21 protein-coding genes are annotated in these 18,335 nt (G+C 38.3%); 14 read left to right on the forward strand and 7 right to left on the reverse strand.

Annotation, left to right across the window (positions count from 1 at the left end):
* Nucleotides 1–2: 2 nt before the first annotated feature.
* The gene (gene porX, locus BM207_RS10140) at nucleotides 3–1,556 is read right to left on the reverse strand and encodes a T9SS response regulator signal transducer PorX (RefSeq protein ID WP_090993598.1); all 1,554 of its coding nucleotides are present in this window, start codon (nucleotides 1,554–1,556) and stop codon (nucleotides 3–5) included.
* A 101-nt stretch (nucleotides 1,557–1,657) separates the two neighbouring features.
* Here porX and BM207_RS10145 point away from each other — a divergent pair, with 101 nt between their 5' ends.
* From BM207_RS10145 to BM207_RS19120, 8 genes are all read left to right on the forward strand, one after another.
* A complete protein-coding gene (locus BM207_RS10145; RefSeq protein WP_090993600.1) occupies nucleotides 1,658–2,881 on the forward strand; it encodes an HD domain-containing protein in 1,224 nt (407 codons plus the stop codon).
* A gap of 115 nt (nucleotides 2,882–2,996) precedes the next feature.
* Nucleotides 2,997–4,067: a UDP-3-O-(3-hydroxymyristoyl)glucosamine N-acyltransferase gene (lpxD, locus tag BM207_RS10150; protein ID WP_090993602.1), complete on the forward strand. Its 1,071-nt coding sequence runs from the start codon at nucleotides 2,997–2,999 to the stop codon at nucleotides 4,065–4,067.
* 2 nt (nucleotides 4,068–4,069) lie between these two features.
* On the forward strand, nucleotides 4,070–5,479 hold the full coding sequence (locus BM207_RS10155) for a bifunctional UDP-3-O-[3-hydroxymyristoyl] N-acetylglucosamine deacetylase/3-hydroxyacyl-ACP dehydratase (RefSeq protein ID WP_090993604.1): 1,410 nt from the start codon (nucleotides 4,070–4,072) through the stop codon (nucleotides 5,477–5,479).
* Nucleotides 5,479–6,273 carry an acyl-ACP--UDP-N-acetylglucosamine O-acyltransferase gene (lpxA, locus tag BM207_RS10160; RefSeq protein WP_090993606.1) on the forward strand — a complete coding sequence of 265 codons (795 nt, stop codon included), beginning with the start codon at nucleotides 5,479–5,481 and terminating at the stop codon, nucleotides 6,271–6,273. Before BM207_RS10155 ends, lpxA begins: the two co-directional genes overlap by 1 nt.
* A gap of 28 nt (nucleotides 6,274–6,301) precedes the next feature.
* Entirely contained in the window at nucleotides 6,302–6,916 is a 615-nt protein-coding gene (locus BM207_RS10165) for an ABC transporter ATP-binding protein (RefSeq protein WP_090993608.1), read from the forward strand.
* Nucleotides 6,917–7,297: 381 nt separating this feature from the next.
* Nucleotides 7,298–7,858: an elongation factor P gene (gene efp, locus BM207_RS10170; RefSeq protein ID WP_090993610.1), complete on the forward strand. Its 561-nt coding sequence runs from the start codon at nucleotides 7,298–7,300 to the stop codon at nucleotides 7,856–7,858.
* A 56-nt stretch (nucleotides 7,859–7,914) separates the two neighbouring features.
* On the forward strand, nucleotides 7,915–8,493 hold the full coding sequence (locus BM207_RS10175; RefSeq protein WP_090993612.1) for a 5-formyltetrahydrofolate cyclo-ligase: 579 nt from the start codon (nucleotides 7,915–7,917) through the stop codon (nucleotides 8,491–8,493).
* A 10-nt stretch (nucleotides 8,494–8,503) separates the two neighbouring features.
* Nucleotides 8,504–8,665, forward strand: coding sequence for a hypothetical protein (locus BM207_RS19120; protein ID WP_177217101.1), 162 nt, complete (start codon nucleotides 8,504–8,506; stop codon nucleotides 8,663–8,665).
* On the opposite strand, the gene BM207_RS10180 is transcribed toward BM207_RS19120, so the two are convergent.
* The 4 genes from BM207_RS10180 to BM207_RS10195 are packed head-to-tail and all read right to left on the reverse strand — an operon-like array spanning nucleotide 8,622 to nucleotide 12,356.
* On the reverse strand, nucleotides 8,622–9,623 hold the full coding sequence (locus tag BM207_RS10180; RefSeq protein ID WP_090993614.1) for a formimidoylglutamase: 1,002 nt from the start codon (nucleotides 9,621–9,623) through the stop codon (nucleotides 8,622–8,624). The two genes, BM207_RS19120 and BM207_RS10180, sit on opposite strands and share 44 nt — an antisense overlap.
* Nucleotides 9,616–10,860, reverse strand: a complete 1,245-nt coding sequence (hutI, locus tag BM207_RS10185; protein WP_090993616.1) for an imidazolonepropionase — start codon at nucleotides 10,858–10,860, stop codon at nucleotides 9,616–9,618. The genes BM207_RS10180 and hutI overlap by 8 nt, the downstream gene beginning before the upstream one ends.
* 14 nt (nucleotides 10,861–10,874) lie before the next feature.
* Complete coding sequence (locus tag BM207_RS10190; protein WP_090993618.1) at nucleotides 10,875–11,642, reverse strand: exodeoxyribonuclease III; 768 nt, start codon at nucleotides 11,640–11,642, stop codon at nucleotides 10,875–10,877.
* 9 nt (nucleotides 11,643–11,651) lie between these two features.
* Nucleotides 11,652–12,356 (reverse strand): peptidylprolyl isomerase, encoded by a 705-nt coding sequence (locus BM207_RS10195; protein WP_090993620.1) that lies wholly within the window; start codon nucleotides 12,354–12,356, stop codon nucleotides 11,652–11,654.
* 131 nt (nucleotides 12,357–12,487) lie between these two features.
* On the opposite strand from BM207_RS10195, the gene BM207_RS10200 reads away from it, so the two are divergent.
* From BM207_RS10200 to ygiD, 6 genes are all read left to right on the forward strand, one after another.
* Complete coding sequence (locus BM207_RS10200; protein WP_090993622.1) at nucleotides 12,488–12,889, forward strand: HYC_CC_PP family protein; 402 nt, start codon at nucleotides 12,488–12,490, stop codon at nucleotides 12,887–12,889.
* Nucleotides 12,890–12,961: 72 nt separating this feature from the next.
* The gene (locus BM207_RS10205; protein ID WP_090993624.1) at nucleotides 12,962–13,498 is read left to right on the forward strand and encodes a heavy-metal-associated domain-containing protein; all 537 of its coding nucleotides are present in this window, start codon (nucleotides 12,962–12,964) and stop codon (nucleotides 13,496–13,498) included.
* Between the two features lies 1 nt (nucleotide 13,499).
* Entirely contained in the window at nucleotides 13,500–14,312 is an 813-nt protein-coding gene (locus tag BM207_RS10210) for a hypothetical protein (protein ID WP_090993626.1), read from the forward strand.
* Nucleotide 14,313: 1 nt separating this feature from the next.
* Entirely contained in the window at nucleotides 14,314–14,817 is a 504-nt protein-coding gene (locus tag BM207_RS10215; protein WP_090993628.1) for a DUF3347 domain-containing protein, read from the forward strand.
* A 143-nt stretch (nucleotides 14,818–14,960) separates the two neighbouring features.
* Nucleotides 14,961–15,533, forward strand: a complete 573-nt coding sequence (locus tag BM207_RS10220; RefSeq protein ID WP_090993630.1) for a YceI family protein — start codon at nucleotides 14,961–14,963, stop codon at nucleotides 15,531–15,533.
* Nucleotides 15,517–16,365: a 4,5-DOPA-extradiol-dioxygenase gene (ygiD, locus tag BM207_RS10225; protein WP_317040303.1), complete on the forward strand. Its 849-nt coding sequence runs from the start codon at nucleotides 15,517–15,519 to the stop codon at nucleotides 16,363–16,365. The genes BM207_RS10220 and ygiD overlap by 17 nt, the downstream gene beginning before the upstream one ends.
* A gap of 24 nt (nucleotides 16,366–16,389) precedes the next feature.
* Here the strand turns inward: ygiD and BM207_RS10230 are convergent, their stop codons facing one another.
* A complete protein-coding gene (locus BM207_RS10230) occupies nucleotides 16,390–16,956 on the reverse strand; it encodes a YfiT family bacillithiol transferase (RefSeq protein ID WP_218155042.1) in 567 nt (188 codons plus the stop codon).
* Nucleotides 16,923–18,320 (reverse strand): aldehyde dehydrogenase family protein, encoded by a 1,398-nt coding sequence (locus tag BM207_RS10235; protein WP_090993634.1) that lies wholly within the window; start codon nucleotides 18,318–18,320, stop codon nucleotides 16,923–16,925. The genes BM207_RS10230 and BM207_RS10235 overlap by 34 nt, the downstream gene beginning before the upstream one ends.
* Between the last annotated feature and the right edge of the window lie 15 nt (nucleotides 18,321–18,335).

Raw genomic sequence — 18,335 nt, forward strand, 5'->3', positions numbered from 1 at the left:
ACCTACTTCGAACTATATGTTGCAATTGGGATAATCATTTCTTCCATTGAAATGCCTCCATGTTGGAAAGTTTCGTTATAGTAATTTACAAACTGATTGTAATTGTTCTGGTAAACGAAATAACGGTCTTCCTTTGCAAAAATATAGTTTGAGCTAATATTTATCTTAGGCAATTGAACTTCATGGGGGTTTTTTATTAAGAAAACTTCTTTGGCGTTATAGTTTAAATTTCTGCCTTGCTTATAACGTAAGTTGGTATTGGTGTTCCTGTCGCCTATTACCTTACTCGGATGTTTTACACGGATGGTTCCATGATCAGTAGTAATAACAACCTTAACTCTTTTTTGAGATATTTTCTTCAAAAGATCCAACAGTGGAGAATGTTCGAACCAAGATAGGGTTAATGAACGATAGGCAGCATCATCATTTGCTAACTCACGAATCATTTGCATATCGGTTCGGGCATGAGAAAGCATATCTACAAAATTGTAAACAATTGCATTAAACTCGTTATCCATTAGGTTATTTACTTTTTCAGTAAGGTCTTTTCCCTGGTCGAACGTTAATATTTTATGGTAGCTAAACTTACAATCTTTTCGTAAGCTACGTTTAATCTGCTCACCCAAGAAAGTTTCTTCATGAAGATTTTTCCCGCCCTCATCATCGTCGTTCTGCCATAATGAAGGAAAACGTTTTTCCATCTCTAATGGCATCAAACCAGAAAATATCGCATTCCGAGCGTACTGCGTTGCGGTTGGTAAGATACTCGAATAGGTGTCTTCTTCATCAAGTCTGAAATATTCTGTAATCAGCGGGTTGATGATCTTCCACTGGTCATATCGTAAATTGTCGATTAAAATAAAAAACACCGGCGTATTGCTGTTAATTAAAGGAAAAACTTTTTTCTTCAACAACTCATTTGATAACAAGGGAGCTTTATCCCTATTGGGAATCCAATCGAGGTAGTGATCCTCAATAAACTTACTGAACTGTACATTAGCCTCAGATTTTTGCATGGTTAAAATTTCGTGCATCTGGGGGTCATCTAACTTTTCAAGCTCCAGCTCCCAAAAAACCAGTTTCTTATAAACATCTACCCATTCTTCATAATTTAGTTTATCGTTTAATGTCATACCCAAACGCCTAAAATCTTGCTGATAAGCAGAGGAAGTCCGTTCACTAACTAAACGCTTATTATCTATGATTTTCTTAATAGTTAACAGCACTTGTTTCGGGTTGACGGGCTTAATTAAATAATCGTCAATTTTAGAACCAATCGCATCCTCCATTAAATTTTCCTCTTCACTTTTGGTAATCAAAACAACAGGAACATCAGAACGAATGTTCTTGATTGCTGATAAAGTTTCCAGTCCACTCATCCCCGGCATATTTTCATCTAAAAAAACAAGGTCGAAATGTTCTTGCTCAAACGCAGCCAATGCATCATTCCCATTGGTAAACGTGGTTACTTCATAGCCTTTTTCATTAAGGAGTAAAATATGTGGTTTTAATAGATTGATTTCATCATCGGCCCATAAAATTTTGGTTTCCTGCATTATATATACTTTTTATGTAATTTAAAGGTTTAAACAGCGCTAGTCTTTTTTACTATCAATAAAAATAGCAATTTTTGTACCGTATAATTTATTTTTAAGAATTGAATAAAAAGAAAATCATAAATGACCCAGTTTATGGGTTCATTACCATTCCTTCAGCGCTAGTATACGATTTAATCTCGCATCCGTATTTTCAAAGATTGAGGTATATCAAGCAGCTGGGAATGACGCATTTGGTTTATCCCGGAGCATTACATACCCGTTTTCATCACGCGCTTGGGGCCATGCACTTAATGAGCCTGGCGCTTGAAGTGTTAAGAGGCAAAGGGCATGAGATTTCTTTTGAGGAAGAGGAAGCGACAACTATAGCAATTTTACTACATGATATAGGACACGGTCCTTTTTCTCATGCACTGGAACACACGCTGGTAAATGGCATTCTACATGAAGATATTTCTATTTTAATGATGGATAAGTTGAATGAAGAATTTGCAGGTCAACTAGATTTTGCAATCGAAATCTTCAGAGGAAGGTATCGCCGTCACTTTTTTTGCCAGTTAATATCAGGCCAGCTTGATCTGGATCGGATGGATTATTTAAATAGGGACAGTTTTTTTACAGGCGTAAGTGAGGGGGTAATAAGTTTTGATCGAATCATAAAAATGTTTAACGTGGTTGATGATCAATTAGTTATTGAAGAAAAAGGCATATACTCTATAGAAAAGTTTTTAATTGCAAGGAGGTTAATGTATTGGCAAGTGTATTTGCATAAAACAGTAATTGCAGGAGAACAATTACTGGTTAAAATTTTAGAAAGAGCAAAAGAGCTGGCATCCAGTGGATCTGTCTTATTTGCCACACCTGCACTCCAACATTTTTTAGTTCAAGATGTTACTTCACATAATTTCTTTAATAATGAGGATCATCTTTTGCAATTTTCTAAATTAGATGATCAGGATATTTATGCTGCGGTAAAGGTCTGGGAAAACCATCCGGATGTTATTTTGTCTAGGCTATGTAAAATGTTAAATTCGAGAAGCTTGTATAAAGTTGAGATTACAAATGACCCGCCTGCTAGAGAAAGAGTGGCGTTATTAAGCGAAAACACCGCTATTGCTTTAAACTTAAGTGATGATGATATCTCGTATTTCGTGTTTACTGATACGATAAAAAATAGGGCATACAATGCAGGAAATAGCAATATCAATATTTTAATGAAGAATGGGGCGTTAATAGATATAACAAAAGCCTCAGATTTATCTAACTTAGCATCTCTGGATAAAACGGTGAGTAAACATATACTCTGTTATACAAGGGATATTTAACCATTAACAAAAATTAACATATAAGCGAGCCATTATCGTTTATATTGCAATTTAATACTATGATTATACACAGTTGTTTATTTGTTCATATCAATTTAACAGTTAACTTTGTAAAATGCAATTTACTGCCGAGCAGATAAGCCTTTTTTTAAACGGGACTGTGGTTGGTGATTCGGCCGCGATGGTTGGAGAGCTAGCCAAAATAGAGAACGGAAGCGAAGGAGCGCTCTGTTTTTTATCAAACCCAAAGTACGAAAGTTATTTATATACAACAAAGGCTTCGGTAGTTATTGTATCCAATGACTTTACGCCTTCACAACCTATTACATGTACCTTAATTAAGGTTAAGGATCCTTATAGCGCTTTTTCGCTGCTTTTGGAGAAATATAATGAAGCGCTAAATCAAGATAGAACTGAAGCTGGAATAACGCAGCCATGCTATATTCATCCAACAGCAAAAATTGGAAAAAATGTTTTTATTGGCGCATTTTGTTCCATTGAAGAAAACGTGGTAATTGGCGATAACTGTAGAATTTATACGCAAATTTACCTAGGCTCCGATACGAAAATAGGTGAGGGTACCACAATTTATGCCGGCGTTAAAGTTTATAACCGCTCTGTAATTGGCAATAGAGTTACCATTCATTCAAATACAGTGATCGGTAGTGATGGGTTCGGCTTCGCTCCTCAAGCCGATGGCACCTATAACAAAATTGCCCAAATTGGAAATGTTGTTATAGAAGATGATGTAGAAATTGGGGCAAATACGACCATCGATAGAGCAACAATGGGCTCTACTTTTATCAGAAAAGGAGCGAAATTAGATAACCTTATTCAGATTGCACACAATGTAGACGTTGGTGCCCATGCTGTAGTAGCGGCACAAACGGGTATTTCTGGGAGTACTAAATTGGGAGAGAATTCTGTTGTAGGTGGACAAGTAGGGATTGCGGGACATTTAGTGCTGGCTAAAGGAACTCAGATTGGTGCGCAAGCAGGAATTAATTTTAATACAGAAGAAAATAAACAATGGCACGGTAGTCCGGCACAACCCCTAAAGGAGTGGATGCGCTCTACCGTTATTTTTAAAAAGTTGCCTGAAGTTGATAAAAGAATAAGAGTTTTAGAAGCAAAAATTGCTGAATTAACGGCTCTTATTGAAAAAACAGGCATAAGACAAGAATAATAATGAACGTTAAACAAAAAACCATTAAAAGTGAAGTTTCGGTTAAAGGTGTTGGATTACATACCGGTGCAAATGTAACCTTAACATTTTGCCCTGCTCCTGATAACCATGGTTTTAAATTTCAAAGAATAGACCTTCCTAGTCAGCCAATCGTCGACGCAGATTGCGATAATGTAACCGATACCGCAAGAGGAACAACCATTTCCCAAAACGGCGCAAGTGTAAGTACCGTAGAGCATGTAATGGCCTCGTTGGTGGGAATGGATCTAGACAATGTTCTGATTAAGCTAGATGGCCCCGAAACGCCGATTATGGACGGGAGCGCAATCATGTTTTTAGAAGCGCTGGAAGAGGTAGGCATAATTTCCCAAAATGCAGATAGAGAATACTACACAATTCCACATAATATTACTTATGCAGAACCAGATAGGAAAGTAGAAATTGTAGCGATGCCGCTAGACGATTATCGCTTTACCTGCATGATCGACTATAATTCTCCAGTGTTAGGAAGTCAGCACGCCGGCATTTCAAGCATAGCCGAGTTTAAAAAAGAAATAGCTTCTTGTAGAACATTTTGTTTTTTACATGAACTGGAGTACCAATTGCAGAACAACCTTATCAAAGGCGGTGATTTGAACAATGCAATAGTAATAGTAGATAAAGAGGTAACAAAGGACGAACTTAACCACCTTGCAAAGATATTTAATAGGGCAGCAATTGAAGTTGCACCTCAGGGGATTTTAAATAATATGGAGCTCCGCTACCAAAATGAACCTGCCCGCCATAAACTGCTTGACATGATAGGTGATTTAGCGCTTGTGGGCGTTCACTTAAAGGGACATATTATGGCCGCGAGACCGGGCCATGCAGCAAATGTGGCTTTTGCTAAAAAGATTAAAGCCGCCATTAAAAAGGAGAAAGGGAAAAAAATACAAAAGGTATATGATGTAAATGCGAAGCCTTTGTATGACGTGGTGCAGATTATGGATATTTTGCCGCATAGGCAGCCCTTCTTATTTGTGGACAAAGTACTCGAACTTTCTAAGACCCACGTTGTTGGTATAAAAAACGTAACAATGAACGAAGAGTTCTTTAAAGGCCATTTCCCCGGGGCCCCTGTACTACCAGGAGTGATCCAAATTGAAGCAATGGCGCAAGTAGGAGGGATTTTGGTTTTAAGTACAGTGCCCGACCCAAGAAATTATTTAACTTATTTTTTAAAAATAGATAACGTGCGTTTTAGGGCTCAGGTTTTGCCGGGCGATACGATTGTATTTAGATGCGATTTAATGGAACCAATTAGAAGGGGAATTGCGCAAATGAAAGGCTTCGGCATGGTAGGTGAGAAAATAGTAGTAGAAGCCGAGATGATGGCACAAATATCGAAAGTAAAAGAAAACGATCCCGCATAATGATACAGCCTTTAGCATATATACACCCACAGGCAAAAATAGCCGACAATGTAGTTGTTGAGCCGTTTGCTGTAATCCATAAAGATGTAGAAATCGGAGAAGGTACATGGATAGGCTCAAACGTGGTGATCATGGACGGTGCAAGGATCGGTAAAAATTGCCGGGTTTTCCCTGGTTCGGTTATATCAGGAGTGCCGCAAGATCTAAAGTTTGCAGGGGAAGTTACCACTGCCGAAATCGGAGACAATACAACTATCAGGGAATGCGTAACCATTAACCGCGGTACCAAAGATAAATGGAAAACTGTGATTGGAAACAATTGTCTGATCCAAGCTTATTCCCACATCGCACACGATTGTGAGGTGGGAAACTATTGTATTTTTTCAAATAGTACTACGTTGGCGGGTCACATTACGATTGGTGATTATGTGGTATTGGCAGGTTTGGTTGCGATCCACCAATTTGTAAAAGTTGGCTCTCATGCATTTGTAACTGGAGGTTCGTTGGTCCGCAAGGATGTCCCCCCTTACGTAAAAGCAGCGCGTGAACCACTTTCTTATGTAGGTATTAACTCTGTTGGCCTAAGAAGAAGAGGCTTTACTCCTGAAAATATCAACGAAATCCAAGAAATTTATCGTGTTTTGTTTGTGAAGAACAATAATGTAACCAAGGCACTAGATATTATTGAAGCGGAATTTCAGCCTACTGAAATCCGTGATGAAATTGTAGATTTTATTAGAAACTCTAACCGAGGGGTAATGAGGGGGTTTGGATCGGGAAGTAAAGAAAGGTAAAATAATTACTTTCTATTAACTACTAAAAATGAACATTTCCCTTCAGAATATTGGTCGCAGATTTAATAAGGAATGGATCTTTAGAGGGATTAACTTTCAGTTTGAACAAGGCTGCAATTATGCCGTTCTAGGGCCAAATGGCTCGGGTAAATCCACGTTATTGAGCGTACTATTAGGCAGTTTGTCGCCTTCTGAAGGAGATCTAAAATACCATGGGTTAAATGAGATCAAGGTAGATAACATTTATCAATACATCAGTTTTGCTGCTCCATACATAGATTTGATTGAAGAGTTTACTTTACAAGAAACAATAGCTTTCCATTTTCAATTTAAGGAGTACGCTGAGAAACTGAATGCAGCGGGAGTACTCAGCCTGCTTGGACTTGAGAAATCACATGATAAGGCTTTAAAATACTTCTCTTCTGGAATGAAACAACGAACCAAGCTTGCCTTGGCCTGTTGCAGTAACTCGCCTATCCTTTTACTCGACGAGCCCACCTCTAATTTAGATACACAGGGAGTAGACTGGTACCTGGAATTAATTGAAAAGTTCGGTCAAGGCAAAATGATTATTATTGGATCTAATCAGCACCATGAATATAGTTTTTGCAATGAGCGTTTGTCAATCAGCGATTACAAGTAAAATCGTTTGTCAAAAAATCATCACAAATGCCTTCAGAACTACCCTATTTCTGTTTAAAACGACCTCTTAAAATTATTTTCAATTTAGTGTTGTGTAATTGAAAAATAGTATTTACCTTTGCGCCACGAAACAGGGCGGAATATTTGCACAGTTATCGTATAATATGATTAAAACAACTTGCTTTAAATTCTTAAATAGGACGACAAAGCAAATATAATAATAAGAATTTTCATAGTTTAGTTTTAGGTTTAGGTTGATTGTAGCTTCGGAGTGGTTCCCGAAGCTATCTTTTTTTAGAGGCAATTTTTACATGAAAACATAGATGAAAAAATTTAAAATAGTTTTACCTTGCGACTTTAAAAAGTCCTTTACAAAAATATTATGGCAAAAGCATCAGAAATAAAAGTTGGTAACATCCTTCGTGTTAATAAAGAATTAGTTACAGTAGAAGAATGGAATCACCGCACACCAGGTAAAGGTGGTGCATTTTACACAGGTAAATTTCGTAACATTAAAACTTCCAGACTGGTAGAAGCTCGTATGAATACGGACGAGGTAGTGGAGATTTGTCGAGTTGAAACGAATGACTATCAATATTTGTATGAAGATGGTGATTATCTCGTGGTAATGGATAATACCAGCTATGAGCAATTTAACGTACCTAAAACACTTTTCGGCCCATCTATTAAATTTTTAAAAGAAGGAATGAGCATTTTGGTAGCAATAGAAAGTGAAGAGCCAATCCAAGCAAGTATCCCTAATTTTGTAGAAATGGAAGTTGTTTATTCTGAGCCAGCGGTTAAGGGAGACACTTCTACAAACGCATTAAAAGCTGCTACGGTTGAAAACGATGTGGAAATTAAAGTTCCGATGTTTGTAAACCAAGGCGATAGAGTTAAAATCGATACGCGTACCGGCGAGTACGTGGAACGGGTAAAATAAGCCATAACTTGTCATCCGGAGTGCTTCATTACGCTCTGGATGACAATTCTTCTAGAATGGATAAAAAACAAATCAGAAAGCAAGCCTTAGAACGCCGAAACAGCTTAGCGGACGTGGAGCTTGCGGCCTTGAGCGAAAAACTACTGGCGGGTTTTAAAACACTTGATTTGTCTGAAATAAAAAGCATACATATCTTCTTGCCCATCCTAGCCAAAAAAGAACCTGATACTTTTTTAATCATCGATTGGTTGCAGGAAAATTATCCCAACATAGAAATTATTGTGCCCAAAGCGGATTTTGAAATAAGTGTAATGAATCATTATACTTATGCGGGTAAAGAAGATCTATCCAATAATCACTACCATATCCCCGAACCACAAAAAGCTAAATTAACAACGACTAAACCAGATATGGTTTTAGTCCCACTATTGGCATTTGACCAAAAAGGATTTAGAGTAGGATACGGAAAAGGTTTTTATGATCGTTTTCTGCAAAATCTACAGACACTAAAGATCGGATTATCATTTTTTGATGCCCTAATAGAAATTAAAGATGTACATTTGAATGATGTTCGACTTGATAAGTGTATAACCCCCAATGGAATAGTTGAGTTTACAACCAATCTCGCTACTTGATGCTATTAAAATGGAAAAAGAATTCAAAATTACTTCTGCACAACATTACGAAGATACGATGATTACCATTTTCGAGCTACAAGAACAGGAAGATCCTTTAACGGCTTCGCAAATCAAGGAAATTGAAATCATGCTTCAGGCTGCTGCGAAGTATGAGGATGAAGAGCTTTAATAAAGTCGCTCACTAAAATTGCAATAGTTTTAGCCGTTGCAGGGTCTTGCCTACCGTCAGCAAGCTCGGCGGCCCCCTCACAGATGTGCAGATAATGGAACTTTTTATCGTTCGATAGCAAAATGCTGCGGATATCACTTAAGTTAAAGCCAGACGGACTACCCGCACTTGACAACACATTCGCAATACTATCTAAATCCAATTCTAGTCCACAAGGATTCGGTAAATCTCTCACAAATGCCTCCCAATTTTTACGGATAGAACGCTCACTTTTTAATAGCGCTTCGTAGTATAAAACCTTAATATTGGCATTGTTATTATTGACGTATTTAAGCAGGTCGGCGCTCACATAATTTTGTTGTAAACCGAATATTCGATATTCGGCTAAGAAACCATTTTGGAGTGCATAAGTAAAGGCGTTCCCGCTGTGCCGGCCTTCAGCAGTTCTTAAATCTGCATGAGCATCGATATTAACCACATTCATTTTGCTGTTAAGTGCCAATGATGCACCCCAAATGATACCTAGTGCGTTATTGTGCCCACCCCCAATTACAATAGGAATTTTTCTAGCCTTGATGATTTTTTCAATAATAGGATAAACTAACCCATCAATCACTGTTACTTTATTTCTTAAGACAGTTAAACTGTTATCCGTTGGAACAGAAACATCAATATGTCCCAATAAGAGCACCTCCTCGCCAGAAAAAAATGAATTGCTTTGCATATTGAGCAGTGCTTTTAAAGCTGGAAGCCAAGCAGTTTGCGTTCCTCCTGTTCCAAGATTGGCACGAACACCTATATCTTCTGGAATGCCTAAAAGCACAAACTTTGCGGGACTTTGGTCAAGGTTGGCCAATGACGAGATAAATTGAACTTTTTCGCCCAGCTTAACCTCACCCGTTCTTTGATTTATTAAAGGGAAAACCTCGCCCCGTGAATATATCTTTAACCTATCCATTGTAAATTTCTCCGTTTAAGATAATCGTTTCAACCTGACTTTGGCCAAAGCTATAAGGCAAATAAGCCAGAGCCGGAATCGTCCTAGTGATAAATAAGTTAGCCCGTTTTCCAATAGCGATACTTCCCATCTCCTTACTTAATTCCATAGCTGCCGCACCATTTAATGTAGCCGCATTAATAGCCTCCTCAGGCATCATCTTAAGTTTGATGCAAGCGAGGGAAACAACGAAATTCATATTTCCAGAGGGAGTTGACCCAGGATTATAATCGGTAGCCAAAGCGATAGCAGCATGATTTTGCATCAATCCACGGGCATTAGCAAAAGGAATATTTAGGTAAAAGGAACAGGAAGGCAATAAGGTTGCAATTGTAGGATTGTTAGCCAGGCTCTTCAGTACATCGTCATCCGTTTCTTCCAAGTGATCAACAGAAACAGCGCCATGTTTAACGCCAATTTGCACCCCTCCAGAAACAGAAAGCTGATTGGCATGTATTTTTGGTTTTAGATCAAATTTTGCTGCGGCAGTAAGAATTTGATCAGTTTCTTCCACTGAAAAAAAGCCTCGCTCACAAAATACATCTATATAATCTGCTAATTTTTCTTCGGCTACCGCCGGAAGCATTTCATTTATAATTAAATCAATATATCCCTGATGATCGTTTTTGTATACCTGAGGATAGGTATGGGCGGCCAAAAAAGTAGCTTTGACGGGGATAGGCAATTCGTTTTTTAGTCGTTTGATTACCCGAAGCATTTTGAGCTCGCTTTCGAAAGTTAATCCATAACCACTTTTTATTTCTATGGCAGCAGTACCCTGTTTGATCATATCGACCACTCTTTTGCGCGCACTTTCAAAAAGCTCCTCTTCACTTGCGTTTGCCAGTTTATTTGCAGAGTTTAAGATACCTCCTCCTGCGGCGGCAATTTCTTCATAGCCCTTGCCTTCAATTTTCATTACAAACTCTTCTTCACGAGAAGCAGCAAAAACAACGTGCGAATGACTATCGCACCATGAAGGGAAAACGTATTTGCCCTCGGCGTTTATTGTTTCATGTTGGTTGTTTTCAGTTGACGATGGACAAGTAAACATTGGTCCAAAATCTTTGATCAAGCCGTTCTCCAATAAAAGCCAGGCATTCTCTAATGTTGGCAACTGGGCCATTTCATCGCCGTGAAGGACGAATGTTTCTTTCGGATGAACGCCAACAAGGGCTTTGATTTGGGTAATGAGCATGTGCTGGTTTAATGTTAGTCTATTTCTAAAAGCACCGGACAATGATCAGAATGCAGTGCATCCGGTAAAATACGTACATTCTTTAGGCGGTCTTCCATAGGCTTTGACACCAGGTGATAGTCGATACGCCACCCTAAATTCTTACCTCTTGATCCGGCTCGGTAGCTCCACCAGGTATAATGATGGGGGTCTTTATTAAAGTGTCTAAACGAATCAATAAATCCATTGTCCATAAACAGCTCCATCCATGCCCTTTCTTCAGGTAAAAACCCCGACGAGTTGGCATTAGATTTTGGGTTGTGAATGTCAATAGGACGATGGCAAATGTTATAGTCGCCAGAGATAATTAGATTGGGAAACTGTTTGCGCAATTCGTCTATATATACATCAAAAAACCGCATGAACTCATACTTTTTAAGCTGTCTTTCGTCGCCACTGGAGCCAGACGGCATATATAGACTCATTAAGGAGAAGGTGTCGAAATCCGCCCTTAGAATGCGTCCTTCAGCATCGATCCAAGACTCTCCACAACCGTATGAAATGTGAACAGGTTTAATTTTGGTTAATATGGCAACACCGCTATAACCTTTTTTTGTTGCGGGAAACCAGTAATGATAGTAGCCCAACTGTTCAATTAAAATAATAATTTCAGGAATCTGTTCTTCCAAGGCTTTTACTTCCTGAAGACACACCATATCGGCGTCGGTAGCTTGCAACCAGTTAATTAAGCCTTTTGTGGAAGCAGCGCGAATGCCATTTACGTTATAGGAAATGATTTTCATCCTGTAAAGCTAGACCTTATTTTTTTTCAGTTCTCTCTCTAGTTTCCTTACTTCACGTCTTTTAAGTACAGTAACAGTCATGCTAACATCTCTCGTCGGGCGGTCCGCCTTTCCCGTAGGTTCGTTGGCGATAGCATCAACCATTTCAAGCCCTTTTACCACTTCTCCATATACCGTATAATTACGATCTAAATGTGGAGTGCCTCCAATGGTTTTATATATTTGACGCTGCCATTCCGGGATCTTAAACTTTAAACGCGTCTCTTCTGTAGCATTTAAGGTAGAGTCTGTCCAAATTTTTCCTTGCACAATATAAAATTGAGTACTGCTCGAAGCTTTTGTCGGGTTACTTCTATCACCTTCCCTCGCAGCACCCAAAGCCCCTTTTTTATGGAATAAGCTGTCTACAAATTCTGCTTTCACAGTATAGGGCAAGCCTCCATTTCCCAAGGTGGAGTCGGGATGGGCATTTTTCGATTTTGTATCACCACCCTGAATCATAAAATCCTTAATTACCCGATGAAATAAAGTGCCATCTAATTGTCCTTCTTTTGCTAATTTAATGAAGTTGTCGCGATGTAAGGGGGTTTCGTTATAAAGTTTAATAATTACAGTGCCCCTGTCTGTTGCAATCCTAACATATTGATTTTTAGGCTTTGCTGCATAAGCATTCAGCAGGCAAAGACATAGCAATAGGGTCAATAGTTTCTTCATGTTTTAATGATTTACCGCTAAGTTATTTAAAAAATAGAATACAACTCATAGCAAAAGGGATTAATAATTTATTTACCATATTTTAACAAATCAATAAGTTTTAATTTAGAAATTTATGTATAGCTTTGCTAATGATGAGTTTAAAGCAAAAATTAGCGATAAGTCTTTGTGCATTTTACGTGATTAGTATAATGGGCGTGGCTTTGAGTCTGCATTTTTGCGGCGGTAAATTAGCGGATGTTTCTGTTATAAATGCGAAGGTTGCCTGTAAATATTGCAAGGCTGAGCCGCTCGCTGAAAAACAAGATAATTGTTGCAAAAACACAAAGGTTGATCTTAAAGTAAAAGATAGCCATCAGATCGAAAGTGCTGCTAAACTTCCAAAATTCTTTAGTGTTGATATGATTTTCCATGAAACGTTTCGTTACGTTCTAAGGAATTTCGTCCCAACCATCTTCAGCAAAATAGCGCATAAAGCGCCTCCCAAGACAGGCGTTGCCCTGCATGTGATGAATTGCGTCTTCAGAAATTAGCCAAAAATGAATGATTAGCTACCAAGGCTTTTGCCCTGTTGTAAACTATTTATCCATTTAGAAATTTTGAGAATGAAAACGACAAAAATTATCGTATTGTTTTTGATGCTTTTTACTATAAATAAAGTATCAGCTCAGCAAATTAGTGCTGTAGAAATGCAGGTTAACGGTTTAACCTGTTCAATGTGCTCACAAGCCACAGAAAAATCATTGCGCACTTTAAACTATGTAAACAGCGTGAATCCAGATCTGAATAAAAATCTTTTTGTAATTGGCTTTAAAAAAGAAGGCAATGTTAATTTTGACCAGTTGCAGAAAAAGGTTAAGGATGCGGGCTTTTCGGTTGGGACTTTTGCTGCCACCATTAATTTTAATCAAGCCAGGGTAGATGAAAACGGCCAGCTGATTATTGGCAATACCGTTTACCGTTTTGCAAACTTGAAGAATAAGACATTAAATGGGGCGGTTAAAGTAAATGTGATCGACAAAAACTTTATTTCAAATGCTACCTTTAAGCAAAAATCAGCCCAGCTTAAATTCGATTCATATGCAAGCGGGACCGGCATGGTAAATGGTAAAAAGACGAGGATTTATCATTTAAGTATTTAACATGGTCAGGAAAACTATTGGATTAGTAATCCTCAGTTTTTGGGCTAATTTGTCGCTTTTAGCGCAAGAGCTCTACGTTTTTACCGAACCAGCAAGCAATATGCCTGCACAATCTATTGGCGTTAGAATAACGAATGAGGGAATGTTTCCTGCCGGATCATTTAAAAGTAGAAGTATCGCCGAAGTGATGGTTGGCCTTAATAAAAGCGTCATGTTTCACGTTCAAGGTTTCGTATCTGATATGGATGGAAGATATCAGTTGGAGGGGGCAAGTTTTTATTTAAAATACCGATTCCTGTCATTAGACAATGCACAGAGCCATTTTAGGGGTGCAGCTTTTGGAAGGGTCAGTTCGAGTAGACGGAAGTTTGCCAGTGAGGACATTAATTTAGAAGGAGATAATTCCGGTTTCCAAGGGGGACTTGTTTTCACTCAACTAATTCACAAGCTAGCTCTATCTTCCACTATCGGTTATAGCAAGTCACTTGGAACACGAACAGCGCTTACCAACCCCAACGAAATAATCAGTTATAGTCTTTCTTCGGGTTACTTATTGTTGCCGTTTGTTTACAAGAACTATAATCAGCCGAACTTCAATTTATACTTTGAAATGTTGGGAAGAAGCAATCCTGTCAATGGTAAATCAACACTCGATTTTGCACCTGCTTTGCAGGTAATTTTAGATAGCAAAACGCGGATAGATCTGGGCTATCGGTTTAACGTTGCTGGTAATATAGAAAACGCTTATTTAAAAAACATGTACCTGGCCAGAGTAGAATTTAATTTTTTTAATGCATTAAGTAAAAAACAATAATATGAAAAAAATAATCATCATGGTTGCCTTATTTGTGGCAGCATCTTTAACCACTAATGCGCAAAGTATGGTGGCTAAAAGAGAGCATAATAATACGCTGAAGGCTTACTTCGCTACAAAAAATGCTTTAGCGAAAGACAATGCTTCGCAAGCCAACGAAACGGCTAAGATTTTAGCCGAAAATATAGCCGTTTTTCCGATAAAAACGCTAACTGCCGCACAATTAGCTGTATGGAATGTAGAAGCGGGAACCATTCAAAAAATGGCATCGACCATTGCCACTGAAAAATCCATAAAAGAGCAACGCAAAAGTTTTTGGACTCTTTCATCTGCAATGATAAAACTGACCAAATCTTTTAACATGAACGATGAGGTTGTTTACGTACAGTATTGTCCAATGGCTAAAAAGAGTTGGTTAAATGAAGCTGAAGCCGTTCAAAATCCATTTTATGGCAGTATGATGTATGATTGTGGTGAGATAACCGAAACCCTCGCCAAGAAATAAATTCGCGCATTCAAATAACAAACTCTCTGCCTGTAAAATAACCCATCCTCTATCGTTTTAGAGGATGGGTTATGATTTCTTATCTTACATCAACAATTTAGAAAATCGAGTGTTATAACTTTGTACAATTAAAATATAACATTATGAAAAAGCTAATTCTATTTATCATCGCCCTTAATATCAGTGTTGCCGCATATGCGCAAACTAAGTGGACAGTAGATCCAATGCATACTTTTGTAAATTTCGCCGTCAAGCATTCTGGGATTTCCTTTGTGGATGGTACATTTAAAAAGTTTGAGGGCACCATCACTTCGAATAAAACGGACTTTACAGATTCCCATATTTCTTTTGCGGCAGATGTGGAGAGCATTAGTACTAACGTAGAGATGCGTGATAAGCATTTAAAATCTGACGATTTTTTTAATGCAGAGCAATATCCAAAAATGACTTTTGAAAGCACTTCATTTAAAAAGAAACGTGATAATGTGTATGTGCTTACCGGTAACCTAACGATCAGGGATGTAACTAAAGAAGTTCGATTTAACGTGGTATATGGAGGTACGGTTACAGATCCAAAAGGGAATAGTAAAGCCGGGTTTTTAGCCACAACAAAAATTAATCGTTTGGATTATCATATCAATTACGATCCAACTGGAGCGGGTATAGCAAAGGATGTACATATTACGCTAAACCTCCAATTTGCAAAAGATAAGTAGCAAGGATATGACAGGCTTAAATCAATTCAAGAATTTTACAACAAATTTAGCGGCGACAGATTTGATGCCGGCCCTATTTATGGGACACGGCTCCCCGATGAATGGGATTGCGCTAAATGAGTTTAGTAAAAGCTGGACTGATATAGCTAAAAGTATTCCGGTTCCACAGGCGGTATTGGTAGTTTCGGCTCATTGGTTTACAAAGGGAACACGTATTACGGCAATGGATTTTCCAGCAACTATACATGATTTTGGTGGATTTCCCCAAGCTTTATTTGACATACAATATCCAGCTCCAGGCAATCCGATATTAGCAAAGGAAACTGCCGAACTGATTAAAGGAACAACGGTGACTTTAGATCACGATTGGGGACTGGATCATGGCGCATGGTCGGTCATTAAACATATGTATCCATTGGCTGATATTCCGGTTTTACAGCTAAGTATCGATTATACAAAAGATGCGCACTACCACTATAATTTGGCTAAAGAACTATTAGCCTTGCGTAAAAAGGGAGTGCTTATTTTAGGAAGCGGTAATATCATACATAATTTACGCTTAATGAATTGGGAGATGATACAGGGCGGTGGCTTCGATTGGGCACTGGAAATGCAAGAAACCTTCAAAAATTTAATTTTAAATAAGGAGCATCAGGCACTTATCCATTATGACTCGTTAGGGAGTGCAGCAAAGTTGGCTATTCCAACACCAGAGCATTATTTGCCCTTAATGTACACCTTAGGCTTGCAAAATGAAAACGAACAGGCGGTTTTATTTAATGACAAAGCTGTTGGCGGATCTTTAACAATGACTTCTGTGCAAATTATGTAAAAATCTTTTCCGTTGAGGAGGAAATTAAGTGCCTGAAAGCGCAGCAGTGATGTGCGCTAAGTGATGTTGCCCATGCCAGGCATAATTTCCAACTAAATAGCCAAGGGTTAATGAGCGGTTTAAGGCTGGATGTGTATATTTTCGCTCGAAGTCTTTAAGAGATAAGTTGCGTAAAGTAATAATTAACCGGTGATGGATGGCTTCTATAATGGCAACAGACAGGTCGATCTCTCCATTTTTCGCGTCAGGCAATTCCGCCCACCTCTCTTCATCATAAGGCCTAACAACGGGGTTTTCCTCTGTTAAAGTAAGCTTAACACGTGTGTACGCATTTACATGGCTATCGGCAACGTGATGAATTACTTGCCTAACTGTCCAGCCCCCTGGGCGATACTGAGCGGCTAACTGAGGTATAGATAAGTTCGAAGTTACGGCTAGTAGTTCTTGGGGAAATTTCTCTAACTGATTAATCCAAAAGTTAATCTGGACCTCATCTAATTTTTCAGGGTAATGAAATAGTCCAATAGGGTATTTTAATTTTTCTAAATCTTGCGCCATTACATAATCTTTTTTAAAATCTTTAACACCCATTCTTTTCCGTGGTAGGGAGGATAAATGAGCCAATTAAATCCAATGCTTGATTGAAAAACAATCGCCCGTTCATGAGAGAAGTTTTTAAAACCAAAAAAGCCATGGCTACTGCCCATGCCGCTGCCATTTACACCTCCAAAAGGTAGTTTAGGATTGCTAATATGAACCAGGACATCATTCACGCATGTGCCACCAGCCGTTGTATTTTTTATTAACTTTTTAATGTTCGCTTTACTTTTGCTAAAAATATACAGCGCTAAAGGCTTGCTTTTTTTATTGATTTTTTCAATAACCTCATCTAAATCTTTATAGGTAATAATAGGCAAAACCGGCCCAAAAATTTCTTCTTCCATCAATTTCGTTCCTTCGGGAATATTACTTAACACGATGGGATTTATGCTTTGTTCATTTTCATTAAAAGTTCCTCCCAGATCCATCATAGCTCCTTTTTCTACCGCGTCATTTACCATAGCTTTCAAACGGTTAAAGTGCTTGTGATTGATGATTTTGCCGTAATTATCGAGCACTATTTTATCATTGTTAAAATAGAACTTATATACAGCAGCTTTATATAGCGCTATAAAATCAGTTAACTGATGTTGATGCACGAAAACATAGTCGGGCGCAATACAAGTCTGACCGCTGTTTACCAATTTCCCCCACGCTATTTTTTCCGCAGCCTGATGCAGGTCTACTTCTCTATCAATTATTGTGGGAGATTTTCCACCCAGCTCTAAGGTTACAGAACTTAAATGTTTTGCCGCAGCAGCCATTACAACTTTGCCAATTTCAGTACTTCCGGTAAAAAAAATATGATCGAAGGGTAGGTTAAGCAACAAAGTTGCAACACTAGCATCTCCTTCGATACAAGCAATCTCTTTTGACTCGAAAGTTTCTTCAATAATGGCACGAATAATTGTACTGGTAGACGAACTATGTTCCGAAGGTTTAACCATAACACAGTTTCCGGCTGCTATTGCAGAAATGAGGGGACTCATTACCAGTTGAAAGGGATAGTTCCATGGCGCCATAATTAAACACAAACCTTTTGGTTCATAGTAAATCCTATTCTTTGAAAACGGGTTACTAAGGGTTTTGCCAATATATTGGGGCTTTAGCCAACTTCCCAGGTTTTTGATGGTAAAATCTAATTCGCCATAAATAAAAAGTAGTTCGGTAACGGCGCTTTCAAATCGGCTTTTGCGCAGGTCACTTTGCAGTGCGGCATATAGCTGATTTTCATATTTTTTAATCGTTTTTTTAATCGCCTTTAATTTTATAATGCGTTCATCTACATTACTTTTCCGAAGTGTATATTTGTAGTCTTGTTGGGATTTAAAGATCAGACTGATTTTTTGCTCCATTTTAAACGGTTCAGA

Origin of the sequence: Pedobacter insulae, assembly GCF_900113525.1 — a bacterium.
GTDB classification, from domain to species: Bacteria; Bacteroidota; Bacteroidia; order Sphingobacteriales; family Sphingobacteriaceae; genus Pedobacter; species Pedobacter insulae.